We start from the raw sequence: 21,278 nt of genomic DNA, 5'->3' as shown, positions 1-21,278 counted from the left end.
AGATGGCTTATATAACATTAAATCAAAGTAAATTAAAACACAATTACAACAAACTAGATGCTCTATTTCAGGAGAAAGAAATACACTGGGCTGTTGTAGGTAAATTACTTTGTGGTGATGAGACCTTCCTTAGAGAGGTTTTAGCATTAAACCCTCAACAAATATGTGATTCTAGAGTTTCTAACTTAAGAATGATCAAGCAAATTGATCCTACAGTAGAAACCATTTATATTAAACCTGCCCCTAATGGTAGTATTGAAGAGATTATTGAATACGCAGATATCAGTTTTAATACAGAACTAGAGACGATAAAACTTCTTTCTGAAGAAGCTAAGCGTCAAAACATTGTACATAAGATCGTTATTATGGTAGAACTTGGCGAACTAAGAGAAGGTGTTCTAAGGGAAGAACTGATAGACTTCTATAGTCAAGTATTTGAACTACCTAACATAGATATTATTGGGCTAGGCACTAATCTCACCTGTATGTACGGCGTATTGCCTAATAATGATAAACTAATACAACTAACTCTATTTAGAGACTTATTAGAGCTCAAATTTAAGAAGCAAATTCCTTATTTATCTGGAGGTGCTTCTGTGACTCTTCCTTTAATATTAAATGACACTATCCCATCTGCTATTAATCACTTTAGAATTGGAGAGACCCTATTTATGGGAACTAATGCCTATGATAATGTAGCTTACCCAGATTTTGAACAAAATATCTTTATGCTTCATGCAGAAATCATTGAGTTATATGAAAAGCCAATGATGCCTGAAGGAGAAATCGGATTGAAAATGACTGGAGAGAAAGTAGAGTTAGCACCAGAATGGGAAAATAGCGTGAATTATAGGGCTATTATTGACTTAGGATTATTAGATATTGAAGAAGACCATATTACCCCTATCAACACTAAACAACAATTCGTAGGATCCAGTTCCGACATGATGGTTATGGATCTAGGAAATAACCCAGAAAACTTAAAAGTAGGTGACACAATCTCATTTCATATGAGCTATATGGGAATTCTTAGAATTATGAATTCTAATTATGTTGAAAAAAGCGTAATTGAGAAGGCATAATTCCTTTATTCTCAAATTAAAATCATGTTAAAAAAAACTATCTAACAATTCTCTTAATTACATTTGTTTTCCTCAATCAAAACATCTTTACAATATGGTTTCAACAATTATACCATTAGGCGGAGTAGCTCCCTCTGAATTAATAGTTGTTGTTGCAATAGCTTTATTACTTTTTGGTGGAAAAAAAATTCCAGAATTAATGAAGGGACTTGGAACAGGAATTAAAGAATTCAAACAAGCTACAAGAGAAACGAATACAACTAATGCTATTGCGAATGAAAATGTTCAAGAGCAAAAAAGCAATGTTGATTCAACAAATGAATCCATTAAATAAGGATTTTAGGCAAAAAAAGGGATATTATAAAATATCCCTTTTTTATTACCTCTTACTTTAAGAATTCTTTTTCCAAGTCTAATGGAGCAATATAAACATTATCTTTATAAACTCTCATATTACCTCCAGAAATTTCGTCTATTAAAATAATATCATTAGTTGCTTTATCTCTTCCAAACTCTAATTTGATATCATATAACTCCAAGTTTTTAGTAGCTAACTCATCTTTTATAATTTGGCAAATCTCTTTAGTACGAGATTTTAAAATTGCATATTCTTCTTTTGACAATATACCTAACATTTCTAGTGCATCGTCAGAAATAGTTGGATCAGCTCTTTCGTCATCTTTAATGGTTACTTCTACAAAGCTATCTAATGGTTGTCCTTCTGTACAATAAGCTCCATATCTTCTAAAGAAGCTTCCTACAGCTCTATAACGACAGATTACTTCTAATCCTTTACCAAAAGGTATAGCTTCTTTTACTATCATGGATACATCTTCTATATCAGCAGATACATAATGTGTAGGAACATCTTTTTGTGCTAAAACTTCAAAAAAGTGTTTTGTCATTTTCAACCCACTTTTACCAGCCCCATCGATAGTTAATCCTACTGTATTTGCCCCTGGATCGAATACTCCATCTTCTCCTGTTACATCATCTTTAAACTTTAAAAGAACTTGATTATTTGGTAGACTATATACATCTTTAGTCTTCCCTTGATACTTTAATGTCATTGTGTGTTAGTGTTGTTATTAAAGTTCAAAAATAAGACAAATGTCCCAACTCTAACTATTTTTCAGAAACTTTATTTATAGTTACTATCGCCTAAAGTAGACAACATAAAAAAAGCTGAAAGTAATGAATACTTTCAGCTCTTTATACTTTACATTTATCATTTAAATAAGATCAAAATCACATCTTCTATTTTCTGATGCTCCACCTTTATAACTTCCTTCTTTAGGAGGTACATTCTGATATACAGTTTCTACTAATTTTAATAATCTCGAAGGAGAGATTCCTTTCATGATCATATAATTAATAACTCTATCTGCTCGTCTATCTGCTAACCATTCATCATATTTGGCATTTCCTCTTGTGTCAAAATAAACATGAACTCTCACTCTAGCCTCTCTATTATTATACATATAAGCTACTATCTCATCCACCGATGCTTTATTATCAGCATTTAAATAAGAACTATTAAAATCATAATAAAAAGATGGTAACGTAGAACTATCATAATTTAAAGCAGTAGCTGTGGACGTATTATAATTTCCACTTGCCATTGCGTTACCTCTATTTTGAGATTCACTTACTATACTTGTCAATCCAAAATTAGCAACTACACCATTGTCCATTTGATTCAAGAGAACCTCTGCTTTACTGTAATTTTTTGCAGCTGTAGATACCTTATGAATATCTGCCATTCTCTTTGGTTCAAAGACATAAGCACCATCTGCAGAAGTATATACTGTAGCTATTCTATCCCCTGTTGAATTAAAGAAAGTAACTTCTCCTTCTTCTATCGGATTATTTGTTTTTTTATCAAATACTCTTCCCTCTATCTTCTGAGCAGATATAGATATAACACCAAATAAAGAAAGCCCTAAAGTTATTAATTGTAATTTTTTCATATCATTCTAGTATAGACTAATAAACATTATTATTCCTCTTACACAAAACTACACTTTATTTTATAATTTTTAACATTATACTTATTTTATTTAAACAGATTCATTCTGTTTTTACTTTTTACCTAATAATATATCTATATTCGAGATTCTATTTCAGTCTTTATTCTAATTTGAATTAAAATATTCAAACATTTCACCATAGTTGTCACTTATTGTTAATTTATAAACTCATTGATACTAATTTCACTTTCAAAAAAGAAACATTATTAGTAGCTGTACTTCTAAATAATTAATTCAATAAAAAAAGCCTCATATATGATGTAAATAATATAAAAAAAACACTTTTTACGAATTATTTTAATCATTTATATAATTTTACAAGCACAAAAAACATTTAATTAAGAATCGAATGACAGCAGAAGAACTCAATGTTATTGCAGAAAATGCTCTTAATGATCAGTACAAAAAAATAATAAATCAACTAAAAGAATCAGCTATAAAAGGAAAAAACTCATGTATTATAAATAATTTGCCAACTTCTATATCGAAGAAATTGAAAGAAAAAGGTTTTATTATCATTCCTATCTATAAGTACAAGTACAACTACTTTCTCTTCAAAAAGAAAAAAATAAAGTATTTTCTAATCCAGTTTTAGTGAATCTTGCGAATAATAGAACTTCTCACCTTACTACTCTTTTATTGCTATTAGATCTTAAATTTGGAATAGTGTTTGTGCTCTTATCCTTATATAAAAATATTGATAATGAGAGCCTTGATTATTTTCCTTCTATGTTCTTTTTACTGTCTTGCACAGAAAAAAAAGACCACAATTACTGCCTATCAAAAGAAAACTTTACAAGAAAAAAATATTGTCAGAATTATAAAAGACTCTATAGGTAAAGAATCTTATCAATTCTTGATTAAGCCTAAGGTTCTTAAAACCGAGATAGAAGAATATTTTACTCCCCATTTTTCTAAAGTTACTTCTCCTACATTAGCGATTTTAAAATTAAACAACAATTACTACTTTATCAGTAAAAATAAAGATTACACCCTTATTTCTCTTGCCCATTTAGTATCTATACCACGTATAGAAAGCGAGTATCTTATCTATGGTAGTAACCATTGCATCACACCTAATAATAGCGCCAACTGCTATCCTTCGTCAGACGGCACCTCTTGTGTGGAAAAACATCCTTCTTGTAGAAAACTAATAACCAAAAAAAACAAAAGCAATTAACAAACTTCAGTGTCTGTATAAATTAAAAAATATAATTCTCTTTTTCATTGTACCTTTGATTTCACTTTATATCCAACTTATATCTTGCAATAAATAGCTTGAGATTGACGTAAATTCATTGACTTATTTTACACACTTTATTAATATGCTTAGACCTTGGCCTTTACAGATACAGATTATTAATGCAGAAAAGAAAGCTATCTATCTTCAAATAGCTGATGCTATTATAGAAGCTATAAAAACAGGACAATTAAAAGAAGAAGAAGCTCTCCCAGGTAGTCGAAAACTAGCAGAAATCTTAGGAGTAAACAGAAATACAGTTATTGAAGCCTATGATGTCTTATTAAGCGAAGGTTGGATTATATCCAAATCGCGTAGTGGTACTTTCGTTTCTAAACTTGCTGATATAAATATAACTCCTCACAAAAAACTAGCTATAAAGAAGGAAAGTAATAGAGCTATTCAATACAACATCAATGTTGATGACGGAAACCCAGATACTTCAATTGCTCCTGTTGAAGAGTTAGCAAGAGCTTACCGTCAAATATTTAAACGAAAAGGAAAGTGGCAAATGATGGGGTATTCCTCTCCATTAGGACTATTTGAATTTAGAGAACATATCAGTAAAATGCTAAATCATTGGCGTGGTATGCAAGTAACTGCTGAAGAAATATGTATTTCGAGAGGAAGTCAGATGGCGATGTATCTCATTGCCCAAGTATTACTAAAGAAAGATGACTATGTTATAGTAGAACATCCTGGATATAGAAAAGCTTGGCATACATTTGAGCACGCTGGAGCAAAATTATTATACGCTGATGTAGACCAACATGGAATTGATATCAGTCAAGTCGAAAGTCTTTTAAAAGAAAACAAAAGAATTAAAGCTATTTACGTTACTCCTCACCATCAATATCCAACTACAGCAACACTGAGTTTACAGAGAAGATATAAACTAATAGAATTATCTAACCTGTATAACTTTACAATTATAGAAGATGATTACGATTATGAATTTCATTATGGACATAGGCCTATTATGCCTATTAGTAGCTTACCTAATGTACTAAACTATGTATATATAGGAACATTGAGTAAAGTTGTAGCTCCTTCTCTACGTATCGGTTATATAGCTACGAACAGTGATTTAATCCAAAAAATAGGTGAACTAAGAAGCATTATTGATGTACAGGGTGACAATATAATGGAACAAGCTATCTTGCAATTAATGGAAGATGGTACAATAAGAAAGCATTTAAAAAAAGCTCATAACTACTATAAAAACAAGAGAGATATAACTGCCGATTTACTAGAGAAAAATCTTAAAGAACAAGTAAATTATACAATCGCTGATGGAGGATTAGCAATCTGGTTAGAACCTAAAAAAGAAATAGATTGGGACAAACTTAAAAAGAAACTTGATTTAGATAAAATCGCTTTCATGGGGCCAGAAAGATTCTCCTATAGCATTAAATTACAAGGGATTAGATTTAGTTTTGGATCCTTGTCAGAACGACAAATAGAAGAAGCTATCCTTTGCTTAAAAAGACATTTATAACCTAAAAAAAATCCTTTAGTAAGGTCTTTACTAAAGGATTTTTTTTAGGTTATAATCATTGATATTATTTACGCAAAGCTTTTTTAACTGCAGGGGCAATTTTAGTACCTAATAGCTCTATATTTTTCATCTGTGTTAAGTGATCTGGTGCTCCTAAATCACTGTGCATTAACCAACGTGTTAAGCCAAACATCTCTTGATGATATAAAATCTTATCTACTACTTGATCTACATCTCCTATGAATAAAGCCCCCTCTCTACTTCTTCCTCCTTCATACTGCTCATAAGTGTAGGGTTGCCATCCACGTGATGCCCCTATTCTATCCATCTGCTCTTTATATACAGGAAAATAATTTTTAGCCAAAGCGTTTCCATCTACTCCTACTAATCCATGTGAGTGAGTAGCTATCTGCATTTTACTAATATCATGACCAGCACTAATGTACTCTTGTTTATAATAATCGAAGAACGGCTTATACTGCTCTGGCATTCCTCCAATAATTGCAAATACAAGAGGTAGTCCTAGTTTAGCAGCTCTTAGCACAGACTCCGGTGTTCCTCCTGCTGCAATCCAGACATCCATTGGCTGTTCACTTCTTGGAAAAACCTGCTGTTCTTTTAGAGAAGCTCTGTGTTTTCCTGTCCATGTCAGTGGTCCTTCTATAGCATTGATATTCAATAACAAATTAAGCTTTTCTGTAAACAATTCATTATAATCATTAAGATCATATCCAAATAAAGGGAATGACTCTATAAAACTTCCACGTCCCACCGTAATCTCTGCTCTACCATTAGACATTGCATCTATAGTAGAGAATGATTGATACACACGTACAGGATCATTAGAGCTTAATACTGTTACAGCACTAGTTAGTTTTATATTCTTAGTTACAGTAGCCGCTCCTGCTAGTATAATGTCTGGTGTAGAAACTGCGTAATCTTTGCGGTGATGTTCTCCTATACCGAACACATCCAATCCTACTTCATCCATTAGCTTAACTTCCTCTATAATCTCATTGATACGTTGTGTACTCGATTGATAACTATTGTTTTGTTTGTCGAATTTCAAATCCCCAAACATACTAATTCCTATTTCCATCTTTCTCTTTTTTTATGATACTATAAAATTACTCCTATTCTTAGAGAATATACTTAATCTATATTAAGATATATACAGTCATATATTGTCAATAATTACTCCCTACTAGATAAAAGCTTAATATTATTCAAAGAAAATGACCAAAAAGGCATTTTAAGTTAAAAAAACAGGTTGTTCAAACATAAAAGTATTACATTTTTCTACATTTAATTAAAGAACCTAATCTGTTTTAATATAATTTGAAGCTGTAAGAGATATAGATTAACAATCAAAAAGTTTTATTCGCAAAAAGGACACTTTTAGTAAGTTTTAGCGTCAAATTAGGAAATTATACTGTCGTTTTTTTATACTTTTGTCCTACAAGATTAATAATAAAGAGAAATAGAAGTTTTAATTCTAGATTATTACATTCTTCTATTTCATTAAATACAAATCTTATGTCTCATAGTAGTAAACTATTATTATTCAATATTTTAATATCTAAAAAAGAGACTAAGTAATAAAAAGAACTATCATAGAACCTTATGTTCTATTTAAGTTATAATGTTGTTTCCTATTATGAAAGCTCTATTGTTGTTGATAGAGCTTTTTTTGTATCTTATCCTAGAAGTAAGTAAGGGATTCCTAGTTTATACAGAATCAATAAATACAACTTATTAATTACATAAGTTAGGGACTACACAAAAGGTATAGTCAATCTAAAAGGGAGAAGGGACTACTCACAGGAAATTATCAGTCGTAATTTTTTAAAAGTTACAAAAATAGTATAATCACATTAATTATCAATTAATTACATATTTTATTTTTAGAAATATCGCACTTTATTCAAAAAGTAGACCTAAAAAAATATCTCTGAAAAATAAAAACCTAAATGCACTTTCTTCGGGAATTTATTGGGCAGTCTTTGGGCGTTCTTCGGAAAACTGCCCCTCAGTCCGAACAAATACTGAACTCTTCCGAAGGGCTTCCGAAGAAACGACTGTGCTCAAAAAGTATTTATTCTGATAATCAGTTATTTATAATTTTAAAAATGGAAATAAGTGGACTTTTTTGGAAATATTGAGAAGTATTCGGAAAAGAATGGAAGAAAATGGAAATAAGTGGAAGTAAGTAGAATTAGTTCTTTTAAATCTTTATAAATTTGTAATCTACAAAAGGAACATACCACCCTTTTTATTCTTCAGCTCTTACATTATTAAGAGCTCTACCAAGTACTCTGGTAAGATTAGTTTCAATATTTCTTTGCTATCCAGCATAAAACAACGATAGTGTTTTACACTTTTCTCCCCGACTTTTAACGTTGATCTAATATAACTAAAAGTTTTTTAGAACCATTTTCTCCATTTAAAGTAGCTTATCATTAGAATAACTAAGCCTAACATAGCCCATAGAGTATAGAAATAACCATTTTCTGTTTTTAATTCTGGCATATTTTCAAAGTTCATCCCATAAACTCCTACTATAAACGTCAGGGGAATAAAGACCACAGAGACAATAGTCAACACCTTCATAATCTCATTCATTCTATTACTCTGAGAAGAAAAATAATAGTTTGTAGCACTATCTAGTTTGTTCAGATTGTAATCTATCTGATCAAGCATTTCATAGCTTTTATACTGTAATCGATCAAAGAAGACGATACTACTTCTACTAATTTGGTACTCTACATTCTTTTTATCATGTTGAGTTTTTAAATTATACAATACTTCTCTTAGGGGTATGATAGCTCTCTTTACCTCTTGTAGTTGCTGTGTATACTCTTCTATACTTACGAGTATCTGCTTGTGATACTTAGTTCTAGCCTCTAAAAGTATCTGCTCTACATTATCTTCTATCAAATCCAAGGTTACAAAATAACTCTCCATTAAAGAATCTAATAATCCATATAATAGATATCCTGAATCTTTTCTTCTTATTTGTCCCGTCTTAGTTCTAATTCGTTCTCTAATCAAATTAAAGAAGGCTCCTCTTTTCTCTTGAAATGACAATAGTACATTCTCTTGAAGGATAAAGCTAATCTGTTCGATCCCGACTAAAACATCTTCATTAGAAGAAGGCAAAATAGCCTTTACACTAAAGAATAATGTGTTGTCTAACTCCTCTACTCTCGTTCTTCTAGAGAAGTTTAAGATCTCTGCCATGATATAAGATTCTATATGAAAGAAGTTCCCTACCTCTTTTAATAAATCTATATCGTGTAATCCGTGCAGGTTAAACCACTTTATAGCATTCGGAGAGGCAGCTAACAATATTTCTTCTATTTCCTTCAAGCTTAAATCATTGTATTCTTCGAATGTATTCTCATCGTAGATAAACAACTGCATAGAAATGGGCACTTCTGGGAAAGAACCTGCATATTCTAAAGAATTTGGTTGAAGTTTTCTAGTTTTCTTATATTTAACTCGTCTCACATTTTGTAAATTTGCTTAAAGATAAAAGTTTTTTAACTTTTATCGTATGTATAAGCCTAAAAAAACAACTTAAACAGATATGAAAATACTAATCAAAAATATAAAAGAAATACTACAAGTTAGAAATGAATCTATAGAGAAAGTATCTGGAGCTGATATGGCCATTTTACCTAAGCTAGACAATGCATATCTAATTATAGAACATGAGTTGATAGCGGATTATGGTACGATGGATACTTGCCCTAAGGAGAGTGAAATGGATCAAGTGATAGATGCTACTGGGAAAACCATCTTGCCTACATGGGTAGATAGCCATACACACTTAGTCTATGCTGGTAATAGAGAATTAGAATTTGTAGACCGCATCAATGGGCTTAGTTATGAAGAAATCTTCAATAGAGGTGGTGGAATCTTAAACTCTGCAAAAAAGCTACAAGAAACTTCTGAAGAAGATTTATATGAACAGTCTCGCAAACGTTTAGAAGAAGTAATCAGTCAAGGTACTGGAGCTGTTGAAATAAAATCAGGATACGGATTAACAGTAGAAGCTGAGCTTAAAATGCTACGCGTGATTAAAAAGCTAAAAGAAAACTACCCTATAGCGATTAAAGCTACTTTCTTAGGAGCTCACGCCTTCCCTACTGAATATAAAGATAACCACCAAGGGTATATCGACCTTATAGTCAATGAAATGATTCCGGCTATTGCTAAAGAAAACTTAGCTGAGTATGTAGATGCTTTCTTAGAGACTGGTTATTTCTCATGCGAAGAGACAGAGCGAATCATTAAAGCAGGACAAGAACACGGGCTCATTGCTAAGGTTCATGTTAACCAATTTACAGCTATTGGAGGAATCGAAACCTGTGTAAAAAATGGTGCGCTATCAGTAGATCATCTAGAAATAGTAACAGACGAAGATATCGAAATTCTAAAAGGAAGTAAAACAATGCCTGTGGCTCTACCTACATGTTCTTTCTTTATCTCTATTCCTTATACGCCTGCTAGAAAGATGTTAGAAGCAGGCTTACCACTAGCTTTAGCATCAGATTCTAATCCTGGTACTACACCGTCTGGAAATATGAACTTTGTCGTAGCTACAGCTTGTATCAAGATGAAAATGACTCCTGAAGAGGCAATTAATGCTGCCACTATAAATGGAGCTTATGCGATGGGAGTCGAAAAAGAATATGGTAGTATAACAAAAGGGAAAAAAGCTAGTCTAATTATCACTAAACCACTAAACTCTTTCTACGAATTACCGTATGCTTTTGGTTCTAATCATATCGATCAAGTAATTCTAAACGGAAAAATACAATAATATAAGTAGACTTTAGTATCAATTGCATCACAACAACATAGCTATGAACAAACAAAAACTAGTGTTATTTAAAAAAACTGATCTGGTTGCCTTAACCAAATTCAGAAGTGGAGAAATCAAATTTGGAGAAAGAGTACACACTTTAGAATCAGAAGAGAATTGGCATAACGAATTAGCAGCTACAGACGCTAAATATGCTATTATTGGTATTCCTGAAGATATAGGTGTAAAAGCTAATCTAGGTCGCACAGGTACTTCTTCTGCTTGGCAAAATTTCTTAAACAGCCTTTTAAATATTCAACACAACAGATTCTGTAAAGGAAGCTGGACTACTTTGATCGGACATTTAGATTTCAGTGAAGAACAAGAAGAAGCAGAACAACTAGACCCTAATAATCGAGAAGATCGAAAAAGACTCTTCGAACTAGTATCTCGCATAGATAAAGAGGTATCACATACCATCGCCAAAATTGTAAAAGCAGGCAAAATACCTATTGTTATAGGAGGTGGACATAATAATGCTTATGGAAATATTAAGGGGCTTGCTTTAGCAAAGGGCAAAGCTATTAATGTAATCAACTTTGATGCGCATACAGATTTTAGACCATTAGAGGGTAGACATAGTGGTAACGGATTTTCTTATGCATTCGAAGAAGGCTTTTTAAAGAACTATTTTATCTTTGGTCTACATGAGAGCTATACCTCTAAAACCGTTTTTGGTGATATTAAACTTCATGCAGACCGCGTTAAGTATAATACTTATGAGCAAATACGCATTCGCAAAGAGAAATCTTTTGATACCGAATTACTAACTGCTCAACGACATATCGAAAACAATACTTATGGTATAGAAATAGATTTAGACGCAGTGCCACTAGTCGCTAGTAGTGCTATTACGCCTACCGGGTTCTCTGCTGAGAGATTGAGACAATTCATTCACTACTTTGCTAAATCTAAGAATGTTGGATATCTTCATATCTGTGAAGGGGCTCCTTCTTTAGATTTTGAACAAAACAGTCATCTTGTAGGGAAGTTAATCGCTTATTTAGTAACCGATTTTATCAAATCAAACACAGAAAAAATTTAGTTTTGAATATATTACTTGTGGAAGACGATTCTCGCATCAGTGATTTTATCGTCAAAGGTTTAAAAGAAAATGGTATGCAAGTACAACTTGCTGCTTCTGGAGAAGAAGCTAGAGATCTTATTCTCAGTGCTGATTGGGATCTTATCCTAATGGATATAATGCTTCCAGGTATAGACGGTATTCAGTTGACCAAAATGATTCGCTTTAAAAAGAACTATACCCCTATACTGATGTTAAGCGCCTTAAGCGAAACCACAGATAAGATATCTGCATTAGATAGTGGCGCAGATGATTACCTTACAAAGCCTTTTCACTTTAGCGAATTACTTTCAAGAATTAATGCCTTAACGAGACGTACTAAATTTAATTACGAAAAAAAAGACCATATTTATATATGTGCTGATTTAAAACTAGATCCTGAAAAACACCTAGTCACACAAGGAGATAAAATAATAGATCTGTCACCTAGAGAGTACAAATTATTACTTTTCTTATTAGAAAATAAAGATCGTGTAGTCTCTAGAATGCAGATTTTAGAACGGGTATGGGGAATACAGTTTGACCCTAATACTAATGTAGTAGATGTCTATATTTCTTATCTAAGAAGTAAAATAGATGAATCTAAAGGAAAAATAATACACACCATAAAAGGAACTGGCTATATGCTACAAGAATGATATGAATCTACGCACTCGTCTTACCACCTACAGTACTATAGTTTTTGGTATAGTATTCTTTATTGCATCACTTATTATATTCTTAGCTTACTACTCTAAGACACAAGAGTCTGTGTTTAATAATCTTAAGAATACCACCCTACTATCTGCAATTTATTATTTAGAACAAGACGAGCTATCTCATACAGAACATTCTGTTGTAAAGGAAGAATTTAAAGTTACCATTCAGTCTAAAAATGTAGCTGTGTATAATTTTAGCAATCAGTTATCTTATGGAGCCCTAGTAAATGATCCTGCACTGACAAGTGCCGTTTTAAACAAGACGAGAACTGATAAATCACACCGATTTAAAGCAAATGACTTTTTTTATTACGGAATCTATTACCCTGATAACCAAGGGGATTTCGTAGTATATACGAGAGAGTCCACAGCTGACTTTATGAATCAGATGAGAAGTCTTATTCTTATTTTATGCGTTGTATTGGTAGGAGGATTATTAACTATTTATTTTCTAAGTAAATACATCTCTAATATCGCCTATAAGCCTCTTAAGAATATTGTACAACAGGTAAATGAGGTAAACTACTCTAATCTAGAAAATGGCATAGAAGTGCCTAAAACAAATGATGAATTAGAAGAGCTAATTTCTACCTATAACAACCTATTAATCAGACTATCTGAAACATTCTTGATTCAGAAGAACTTTATTAATTATGTTTCTCATGAGTTTAAGACTCCCCTTACAGCTATCAGTGGTAACCTAGAGGTCTTTGCTCAGAAAGAACGTTCTCCTGAAGAATATAATCAAGTGGTCAAGGACGCTTTAAAAAATGTGTACAAAATAGAGAATATCTTAAGTAACCTTCTCTTATTATCAGGTTTAAAGAACACAGAGAAAGATGCGAGCCTATTTAGAATAGATGAGATAATCTGGAATATATATGAAGCACTACAGGATAAGCTAACAGAGCTACAGACCACATTACAGATCAGTATCAATGTAGATGACTTCACCAAACTAGAGTATAAAGGCAATGAAACTCTAATCCATCTAGCACTATACAACATTGTCGAAAATGCTATAAAATACTCTAATAGCAAGCCTGTCTCGGTAGAATTATCTCTACATAACAATAGGCTACAGCTAAGTGTAGAAGATCAAGGAAAGGGTATATCTGAAGAAGAATTAGCTTTTATAAAACAAACATTCTATAGAGGTAAAAATGTAGGTGAAATAAAAGGTAGTGGTATAGGACTGTCCCTTGCTACTATCATCTTTGAGCAACATCACATTCAATTTGACATTACTTCTCAGCTAGAACAAGGAACAGTTATTACTTTAATCTTTTAAAGTTTATTTTCTTTTGAAACCAAATTGTTCAATATAAAAATCTAGAAGCGTGATCGCAGTCATCGCTTCCACAATAGGTACTGCACGTGGTAATACACAAGCGTCATGTCTTCCTTTCCCTTGTACTGTCACCACCTCATGTGCGGTATTGATGGATTGTTGATCTTTCATTAAAGTAGCTGTTGGTTTAAAAGCAACTTTAAAATAAATATCCATTCCATTACTTATACCCCCAACGATTCCTCCTGCATTATTTGTTGTAGTACTGCCATCTGGTAAGATAGAGTCATTATGCTGGCTCCCTCTCATTTTAGTTCCTTCAAATCCACTGCCGAACTCTACCCCTTTAACAGCATTGATCCCAAGCATAGCTTTCGCTAAATCAGCATCTAAACGATCAAATACAGGCTCTCCTAGTCCTACAGGCACATTCTGTACTACACAGATAATAGTTCCTCCTATAGAATCCCCATCTTTTTTGACTTCCTTAATTAAAGTCTCCATTTCTACTGCTTTAACAGGATCAGCACAACGAACAGGATTTTTCTCTATCTCATTAAAGTCTAACTCACTGTATTTTTTCTCAACAGCAATATCTCCAACTGAAGACACATACGCTGTTATTTTTAACTCTGATAAAACTTGCTTAGCGATAGCACCTGCTACTACTCTACTTGCTGTCTCACGAGCAGAACTACGCCCACCTCCTCTATGGTCGCGATGTCCATATTTTTCATCATATACATAATCTGCATGACTCGGACGATAAATATCTTTGATATGATCATAATCCTTTGATTTTGAATTTGTATTTTCAATTACAAAACCAATAGGAGTACCTGTTGTCTTCCCTTCAAATATTCCTGAAAGAAATTTCACTTCATCAGCCTCTTTTCGTTGTGTAACTATCTTAGATTGACCTGGTTTACGTCTGTCTAATTCCAACTGGATTTGTTCTAAATCTAACGCTATTCCTGCTGGACAACCGTCTATAATACCACCGATCGCTACTCCATGAGATTCTCCGAAAGTAGTTACCCTAAATCTATTGCCATAAGTATTACCTGCCATATTAATGTATTTTATACAAGTTTACCACTTTTCTAAGTTTTGTACCTTGTTATTTTGGATATTTTTTGACAAATGCCTTTCTATTTCTCACGTTCTAACTCTGATTTTATTTCTTTTACCTCCTACCCCTTCCTCTCCATTTTATCATATATTAGTATATTTGCAAATCAAAACAAGAATATGATTGTACTAAAGCCATTCACAAAAACTGATATTCAATTAATTATAGATTGGAATTTTACGAAAGAAGAACTACTACAGTTTGGAGGAACTGCATTTACTTACCCTCTTACAGAGGATCAAGTCTTAGCTTTCATGAAAGTAGAAAACTCTTTATTCTTTAAAGCAATCGATAGCGATAATGAGACTACAATTGGAGTAGGTGAAATTGTTTTAATGGAGAATAACACTACTAAACTAGCTCGTATAGTGGTAGGTGATCGAAATAATAGAGGAAAAGGATATGGACAAAGGATGATGCAAGCCTTTGTAGATTATTGTCTAAATGATATCCAAAGTGATTCTGTTATCCTTAATGTATTTGATTGGAATATTGGAGCTATTAAATGTTATGAAAAAATAGGCTTTACCTTTGCTGATGTTCCTATGAGAAGTTTTGATCTATCAAACGGAGAACAATGGTTTAGCAAGCAAATGAACTACATTAAAAAGTAACCACTTAGTATATCTTCTATACTCATTGCTATCTCTTAGCAGTAAGGTTGCTAATACGTCTATCTTTTTAGCATATTATTTCCGTCCTGACTCCGTGATAATGTCTGTTTTAATGGAGTCAATACGGACTCATAACGGACTTACAACAGACTCAAATCAAACGAGACATATCTCGTAGTACTACAACTGTACATACACCTTCCTATATTTAAGATTAACCAAAAGTGTACTAAGAGGTAACTCTACTCTTATTTTTATATCAATATACCACTAAAAGCAGTAGTCCTAAGATCAAAAGTTATCTTTTTTTACTTTTACCATACGTTATTGACCTAAAAAAAACTTTATAATAAGAGCCTAAAACCCAGTTTTTAAAAAGTTTTTTCACTTTATAGAGCTTTTTCGATACAAATATAATGTAAAAAAAACATTTTTCATTTCTACTCTTTATTGTCTTCTATTTTAATACTAAATCCTTCTAAACATCACGGTTATAAAGACATTATGCCATACACCACCATTGACTATAATGCAATAGTATACCATAAATATCTAGCTATTTTCAATTTTAACACAGTAATAAATATTTAAATTAAAATATTCTTGTTTGTTTTTATAGAAAAATTATATATATTGTCCTTAACAAAACCTAACTAATCAAACAACTTATTATGACACTTGAATTATTTGAAGAACTCTCAGATGTTCTGGGGGTATTCGTAGAAAAATTTACTAACCTCAACATTAAAGCAAACAAGCACTCTCTTGCTTGGCAACGATTTCACTACAATTACTTTGACTCCATGACTACTACACTGTATAAGTCATTAGTTCACTTAGATTATGCGACTTTACAACAAGAGAAAGACAATGTCCAATACGCAGAAGCCTTTTCATTAGTATTAGACAAAAATTTTAAACAATTAAGAGATATTAACTTTGAGAAGTTTGAACCTAAGGTTCAACAACAGATCTTGAGAGTAATACTAGGCGAACTTCCTTTTTTAAATAAAGGATTAAGTGATGATACCTATCATTACATCAGATTTAATTGTTTAAATAGAGAGAATAGACTGTGTGGCTTAGGAGGAACTTTATTTAAAGACTCTAAAACTGGTGAGTTTATTCTAAATCTATTCTACTTAAACATTCGCAATGAACGTGTAGATTCTTTATTAGAAGTCGATTTCTATATGAAAGACAAGGCTAAGTACGTAAAGCTTTACAAGGAATTAGCTTTAAGCAAAGTATGCACACCACACGATCTTAAAAATGCATTAGAACAAAAGAATATCTCTAGTGTAGATTTTAATAATGATTTTATCTATTTCTTTGGAGAGGGATACCTTACCTTTTATGATAAAAGAAAGTATTTACAGAGCTTAGAACTTGTATTCTTTACGAAGAATTCATTTAAAGAGATTGCCGATGTATGTGGTTTTATGTCTACAGAATCATTAATCACGAAATACAAAAAATTCGAAAATAACGGATATAATCCTATTATTCGCTATTCAAACATATTACAAGCGTAATAAAAGTAAAAAAGGTTGATTCATTTGAATCAACCTTTTTTTATATGTAACTTAAATTGCTTTTGTTTTTTCTTTTAACCAAGCAGCCTCTTCAGCCGATAATCTTGATTCTAAAGATTCGTATACCCATTGGTTATACTTGTTTAACCAATCAATATGTACCTGATCCAATAGTGATTTCTCTACTAAGTCTGTAGCAATATAACAGATTGTAATTGTTTCGAAATCCATAAAATCGCCAAATTGATTAGAAGCCAAATCTTTAGATACTACTAAGTTCTCGATACGAATACCGTGTTTACCTTCTCTGTACAATCCTGGTTCTATAGAACTAATCATTCCTGGCTCTATCGCGATATCTACTGCAGCACCATTAAATGTATGAGGTCCCTCGTGTACATTCAAGAAGAATCCTACTCCATGACCTGTACCGTGTCCGTAGTTACGCATAGTAGCCCATATAGGACGACGTGTAATAGCATCGATTTGATATCCTCTAGTACCTTTAGTGAATATAGCCATCGATCCTTCTATAGTCCCCTTTAGTACGATAGTATAATCTTCTTTTTCTTCTTGAGTCAACTCTCCTAAAGATATTACACGAGTAATATCAGTAGTACCTGTCTCATATTGTCCCCCTGAGTCTACTAATAACAACCCTTTAGGTTCTAATTTATAATTGCTATCTTCTTCTGCCTTATAGTGTGGTAAAGCTCCGTGGTCTTTATATCCAGCAATAGTATCAAAACTAATATCTTTAAAGCCTGGCTGAGCTGCGCGTAATCCTCTTAAGTGATCTGCAATACTCATCTCTGACAATTCGCCTAATGCTACATTTTCTTCTATCCACTTAAAGAACTTAGTCAATGCTACACCATCATTAATCATCGCCTGTCTCTCGTGATTTAACTCCACTTCGTTCTTTACTGCTTTTAGCATAGTAGAAGGGTTCATATCTTCTAAAATAGTCACGTTAGACGGTACTGAATCATAAGTAGCAAAACAAGTACGCTTAGGATCTAATAAAATAGTCTCACTAGCACTTAATGATTTTAGGTAATTTCTAACCTCATCATAAGGTTTGATAAGAATACCATATCCTTGTAATTCTTCTGCTGTGCCTTTATCTAATTTTTTAGAATCAATAAACAAAATAGATTTATCCTGACTGATAAACACAAAACCAAGTGTAACTGGATTACATTTTACATCTGTACCTCTTATATTCAATAACCAAGCTAAATCATCAAGAGAAGATACTAAGTGACAAGTCGCTCTCTTCTGCTTTAGAACTTTGCGAACAGCAGCTATTTTATCAGGCGTTGATTGCCCTGTAATAGAAATAGGTAATGTATATGCTGGCTCTGTTGGCAAAGCTGGTCTATCATTCCATATTATATCTAATAAATCTACATGACCATCTACTTTTATATTTAGAGGACCAAGTATGGTATTTACCGCATTAGCTACTGCTAGAGAAGCTAAATTACCATCAAAAGCTACTGTATTACCAGCTTGTAACTTCTCACCTAACCATGAAACATACTCTGGTGCATGCTGAACTTTCAATTTTACTAACTCAAATCCAGAGCCTTTTAACTGTGCAGGGCCTTGTACAAAATAACGAGAGTCAGTCCATAATCCAGCAAAATCTTGCGTGATCACTAACGTTCCTGCTGAACCACTAAAGCCAGATGTCCAAACTATACACTTATAATAATCTGGTAAATATTCACTGATATGTGGATCTGAAGATGGGATAATATATCCATCAATACCTCTCTCCTTCATAAGTGAGCGTATCTTCGATAATTTTTCTAAATATGTCATTATGATAATAAATTTTTCAAGCTAAAGGTACAAAATGACAACTACTACAAAAAGATAAATCTGTTAAATTAGAACAGTTTTTACTTATGTAGATAGTAGCTTAATTCCTAATTCCTTAAATAAAATAAAAGCCAACATTTAGTTGGCTTTTTTTATATTATTTTTGTTCGTCTAAAATATGAGTCGGCTTAATAGAAGCATCTAATCTTATTATTTGCTTGCTTAATACATCTTCAAAAGAAAAGTCTTTTAAGCGAACATCCCTTCTAAACAGTTCTGGATTATTAGATAAAGCTGTTATAAAATCTGAAAACACTTTATTAGCCATAACACTTTTATCTAATACCACACGTGCTCGTACAAGCTTCTTATCTGATCTTCTATAATAATCAAAAACATATTGATTAGGTTTTTTCCAGTTCGGTTTACCAAAGTTTTCAAAGTAAATATCCGAAATAGACTCCTTATTACTAGTTCTAGCAGTCACCCTTTTTTTGTCAAAACCAACATTAATCATTGAAGCCACATTAAGATATACTTCCTCACCTTCATTCTTAGGACAAGATTGCTCATAGATTACTATCATATTTCCTTGTCTTTGTAAAAAAACATAATGCAATACCTGATGCTCGTCTTCTAATTTCCATAGCATACGTTCTTTTTTTTCATCTAGTGAAGAATACAAAGTAGCAGGAGTAGCTACTCCATTTAAGACTACTTCGTCCTTTTTCAAGTTCTTATCCCATGATGTAGTCCATTGCCCATCGACATACTCTTGTTTTAAAGGCAATAGACTCCCTTCGCGTAAATCATAAAACTGTTCTCGGATAGAATCGTTTTTATCAAACTCACTAGATAATAATGTATAGTAGTGATAATCGAAATCTATAGTATAGCGATAACGAGGAATAGCCTCATCATAATAAACAAGATCTATATCATTAGATTTATTCTCTTCTAATAACAATCCTTTATACATCTTCCCCTCTTTATATATAGAGCTTACCTTAGTAGTATCAGCTTTAGTCTCTACATCTATATACGCTTTAGCTTCCTGATCATAAAGTGAGACAAACTTTAATCGGTCTGTTAACACAGCTAATGTATTGGGATATGACGCTGTCCTCTCTACAACTTTCAAACTATCATTAACAGTAGAAGTCTCTACTAGATAACTAATATCCTTCAACTTAAGAGTATCTCTATGTATAGAATCTGTCACTGTAGTATGATCTTGTGCATAGAGTACTCCTCCTATACTTAGTGCCAATATTACAATACCCTTTTTCATAATTTTCTTTTTAAATAACATAGTATACATAGTTCTAAACTTCTTATCTAAAACCATCAATATCAAATTTACAAATTTCAAATGACAAAAAAATAAAATTACGTTTCCAAAAACAATTAAAAAGATAGCTACAAACCACTATAAGGATACAGACACCACTATATATCAACACCTTACAAATAGAAACAAGAAAATACAATCATCATAATGGCGACAATAAATTAAGTACCCTATTAATATTCAAATAGTTGTAAGGCATTCACTATACTTTTCTATATGTTTTAAAAAGTTTATCCCATAATAATGTATAGAAACCATAATTAACGTTAGGATCTTGATGATGAATATTGTGAAATAAAGTTAAACACAGTATATCTCGTGTGCAACGTTCAAAGAAAGTATTCTTAAACACATCTTTATCTACGTGGCCTATAGTTCCCCAGATAAGATTAATAAGTAAATAAAGTCCTATCGAAAAAGTGTCAAAAGGATATATGCACAACAACAAGATAAACAGTAGCCCAAAACCAATAGCCTCTACTGGGTGTAGTACAAATAAACTTATAGCATTAACACTACTGTGCTCATGATGCCTTAAATGTGCTAATGGGTAAAAAAGAGGGATATGGGCTAATCTGTGAAATACATACATCAGAAAATCCATACCAATTACTAGACTTAAGGTTTGTAAAGCTATAACAGCTATAGAGTTATTTTCTATAACATGAATATATCCATATTTATACAATCCTACTCCTAATACAAAGACAGCCGCATTACATAGTAAAACAACAAATGATAACATTAAATCTCTTCTAGTAATCTCTTGCTTTACATCCTGAATATACTTTCCCTTCTTACACTTGTTTAAAATCAAGTACATTCCAATAGATAAACCATAGAACAGTACATTCAACAGTATACTAAAAATGATTAGTTGTACAATAGACATTCTGCTCACTAGATCTAACATTATTCTTTGTTTAAATTATTAATAATCAAACTTACAAAAAACATATAACAAAAAAGATGACTGCTTTAGTCATCTTTTTGTTATATATCTACATTTATCTTTGCGTGTTC

General features: G+C 32.2%; 19 protein-coding genes. 11 read left to right on the top strand and 8 right to left on the bottom strand.

Translation table 11 applies throughout. From position 1 onward, the window contains the following. The first annotated feature begins 2 nt into the window (after positions 1-2). Together AABL85_RS03165 and AABL85_RS03160 are read left to right on the top strand one after the other, a co-directional pair. Complete coding sequence (locus AABL85_RS03165; RefSeq protein ID WP_341309177.1) at positions 3-1,082, top strand: alanine racemase; 1,080 nt, start codon at positions 3-5, stop codon at positions 1,080-1,082. Between the two features lie 94 nt (positions 1,083-1,176). Next, positions 1,177-1,416, top strand: coding sequence for a twin-arginine translocase TatA/TatE family subunit (locus tag AABL85_RS03160; protein ID WP_341309176.1), 240 nt, complete (start codon positions 1,177-1,179; stop codon positions 1,414-1,416). Positions 1,417-1,468: 52 nt separating this feature from the next. On the opposite strand, the gene AABL85_RS03155 is transcribed toward AABL85_RS03160, so the two are convergent. Together AABL85_RS03155 and AABL85_RS03150 are read right to left on the bottom strand one after the other, a co-directional pair. Then, entirely contained in the window at positions 1,469-2,152 is a 684-nt protein-coding gene (locus tag AABL85_RS03155) for a phosphoribosylaminoimidazolesuccinocarboxamide synthase (protein ID WP_341309175.1), read from the bottom strand. Between the two features lie 162 nt (positions 2,153-2,314). After that, positions 2,315-3,052 carry an OmpA family protein gene (locus tag AABL85_RS03150; protein WP_341309174.1) on the bottom strand — a complete coding sequence of 246 codons (738 nt, stop codon included), beginning with the start codon at positions 3,050-3,052 and terminating at the stop codon, positions 2,315-2,317. A gap of 409 nt (positions 3,053-3,461) precedes the next feature. Between AABL85_RS03150 and AABL85_RS03145 the strand changes: the two genes are divergently transcribed. The 3 genes from AABL85_RS03145 (at position 3,462) to AABL85_RS03135 (ending at position 5,850) form a co-directional block, all read left to right on the top strand. After that, entirely contained in the window at positions 3,462-3,707 is a 246-nt protein-coding gene (locus tag AABL85_RS03145; protein ID WP_341309173.1) for a hypothetical protein, read from the top strand. Between the two features lie 108 nt (positions 3,708-3,815). Beyond that, positions 3,816-4,292: a hypothetical protein gene (locus AABL85_RS03140; protein ID WP_341309172.1), complete on the top strand. Its 477-nt coding sequence runs from the start codon at positions 3,816-3,818 to the stop codon at positions 4,290-4,292. A gap of 145 nt (positions 4,293-4,437) precedes the next feature. Next, entirely contained in the window at positions 4,438-5,850 is a 1,413-nt protein-coding gene (locus tag AABL85_RS03135) for a PLP-dependent aminotransferase family protein (RefSeq protein ID WP_341309171.1), read from the top strand. A gap of 64 nt (positions 5,851-5,914) precedes the next feature. Here AABL85_RS03135 and AABL85_RS03130 read toward each other — a convergent pair whose 3' ends face one another. Both AABL85_RS03130 and corA read right to left on the bottom strand, forming a co-directional pair. Then, positions 5,915-6,949 (bottom strand): LLM class flavin-dependent oxidoreductase, encoded by a 1,035-nt coding sequence (locus AABL85_RS03130; protein WP_341309170.1) that lies wholly within the window; start codon positions 6,947-6,949, stop codon positions 5,915-5,917. Positions 6,950-8,274: 1,325 nt separating this feature from the next. Then, the gene (gene corA / locus AABL85_RS03125) at positions 8,275-9,360 is read right to left on the bottom strand and encodes a magnesium/cobalt transporter CorA (RefSeq protein ID WP_341309169.1); all 1,086 of its coding nucleotides are present in this window, start codon (positions 9,358-9,360) and stop codon (positions 8,275-8,277) included. Between the two features lie 79 nt (positions 9,361-9,439). Between corA and hutI the strand changes: the two genes are divergently transcribed. Genes hutI through AABL85_RS03105 form a run of 4 tightly spaced genes read left to right on the top strand, consistent with a single transcriptional unit; the run spans position 9,440 to position 13,793 of the window. Further along, positions 9,440-10,678 (top strand): imidazolonepropionase, encoded by a 1,239-nt coding sequence (gene hutI, locus AABL85_RS03120; protein ID WP_341309168.1) that lies wholly within the window; start codon positions 9,440-9,442, stop codon positions 10,676-10,678. A 43-nt stretch (positions 10,679-10,721) separates the two neighbouring features. Further along, positions 10,722-11,765, top strand: a complete 1,044-nt coding sequence (locus AABL85_RS03115; RefSeq protein WP_341309167.1) for a formimidoylglutamase — start codon at positions 10,722-10,724, stop codon at positions 11,763-11,765. 2 nt (positions 11,766-11,767) lie between these two features. Then, a complete protein-coding gene (locus AABL85_RS03110; protein ID WP_341309166.1) occupies positions 11,768-12,442 on the top strand; it encodes a response regulator transcription factor in 675 nt (224 codons plus the stop codon). 1 nt (position 12,443) lies between these two features. Then, positions 12,444-13,793: a HAMP domain-containing sensor histidine kinase gene (locus AABL85_RS03105; RefSeq protein WP_341309165.1), complete on the top strand. Its 1,350-nt coding sequence runs from the start codon at positions 12,444-12,446 to the stop codon at positions 13,791-13,793. 3 nt (positions 13,794-13,796) lie between these two features. Here the strand turns inward: AABL85_RS03105 and aroC are convergent, their stop codons facing one another. Continuing rightward, on the bottom strand, positions 13,797-14,864 hold the full coding sequence (gene aroC / locus AABL85_RS03100; RefSeq protein ID WP_341309164.1) for a chorismate synthase: 1,068 nt from the start codon (positions 14,862-14,864) through the stop codon (positions 13,797-13,799). 180 nt (positions 14,865-15,044) lie between these two features. Between aroC and AABL85_RS03095 the strand changes: the two genes are divergently transcribed. Further along, positions 15,045-15,539: a GNAT family protein gene (locus AABL85_RS03095; protein ID WP_341309163.1), complete on the top strand. Its 495-nt coding sequence runs from the start codon at positions 15,045-15,047 to the stop codon at positions 15,537-15,539. A 671-nt stretch (positions 15,540-16,210) separates the two neighbouring features. Next, entirely contained in the window at positions 16,211-17,074 is an 864-nt protein-coding gene (locus AABL85_RS03090) for a hypothetical protein (protein WP_341309162.1), read from the top strand. Positions 17,075-17,125: 51 nt separating this feature from the next. Here the strand turns inward: AABL85_RS03090 and AABL85_RS03085 are convergent, their stop codons facing one another. The 3 genes from AABL85_RS03085 to AABL85_RS03075 form a co-directional block, all read right to left on the bottom strand. After that, positions 17,126-18,904 (bottom strand): aminopeptidase P family protein, encoded by a 1,779-nt coding sequence (locus tag AABL85_RS03085; RefSeq protein ID WP_341309161.1) that lies wholly within the window; start codon positions 18,902-18,904, stop codon positions 17,126-17,128. A 157-nt stretch (positions 18,905-19,061) separates the two neighbouring features. After that, positions 19,062-20,195, bottom strand: coding sequence for a hypothetical protein (locus AABL85_RS03080; protein ID WP_341309160.1), 1,134 nt, complete (start codon positions 20,193-20,195; stop codon positions 19,062-19,064). Between the two features lie 262 nt (positions 20,196-20,457). After that, positions 20,458-21,168, bottom strand: coding sequence for a sterol desaturase family protein (locus AABL85_RS03075; protein ID WP_341309159.1), 711 nt, complete (start codon positions 21,166-21,168; stop codon positions 20,458-20,460). Between the last annotated feature and the right edge of the window lie 110 nt (positions 21,169-21,278).

Source organism: Myroides odoratimimus, assembly GCF_038039805.1.
Taxonomy (GTDB): Bacteria; Bacteroidota; Bacteroidia; order Flavobacteriales; family Flavobacteriaceae; genus Flavobacterium; species Flavobacterium odoratimimum_B.
This window is presented reverse-complemented; position numbering and strand designations above follow the sequence as displayed.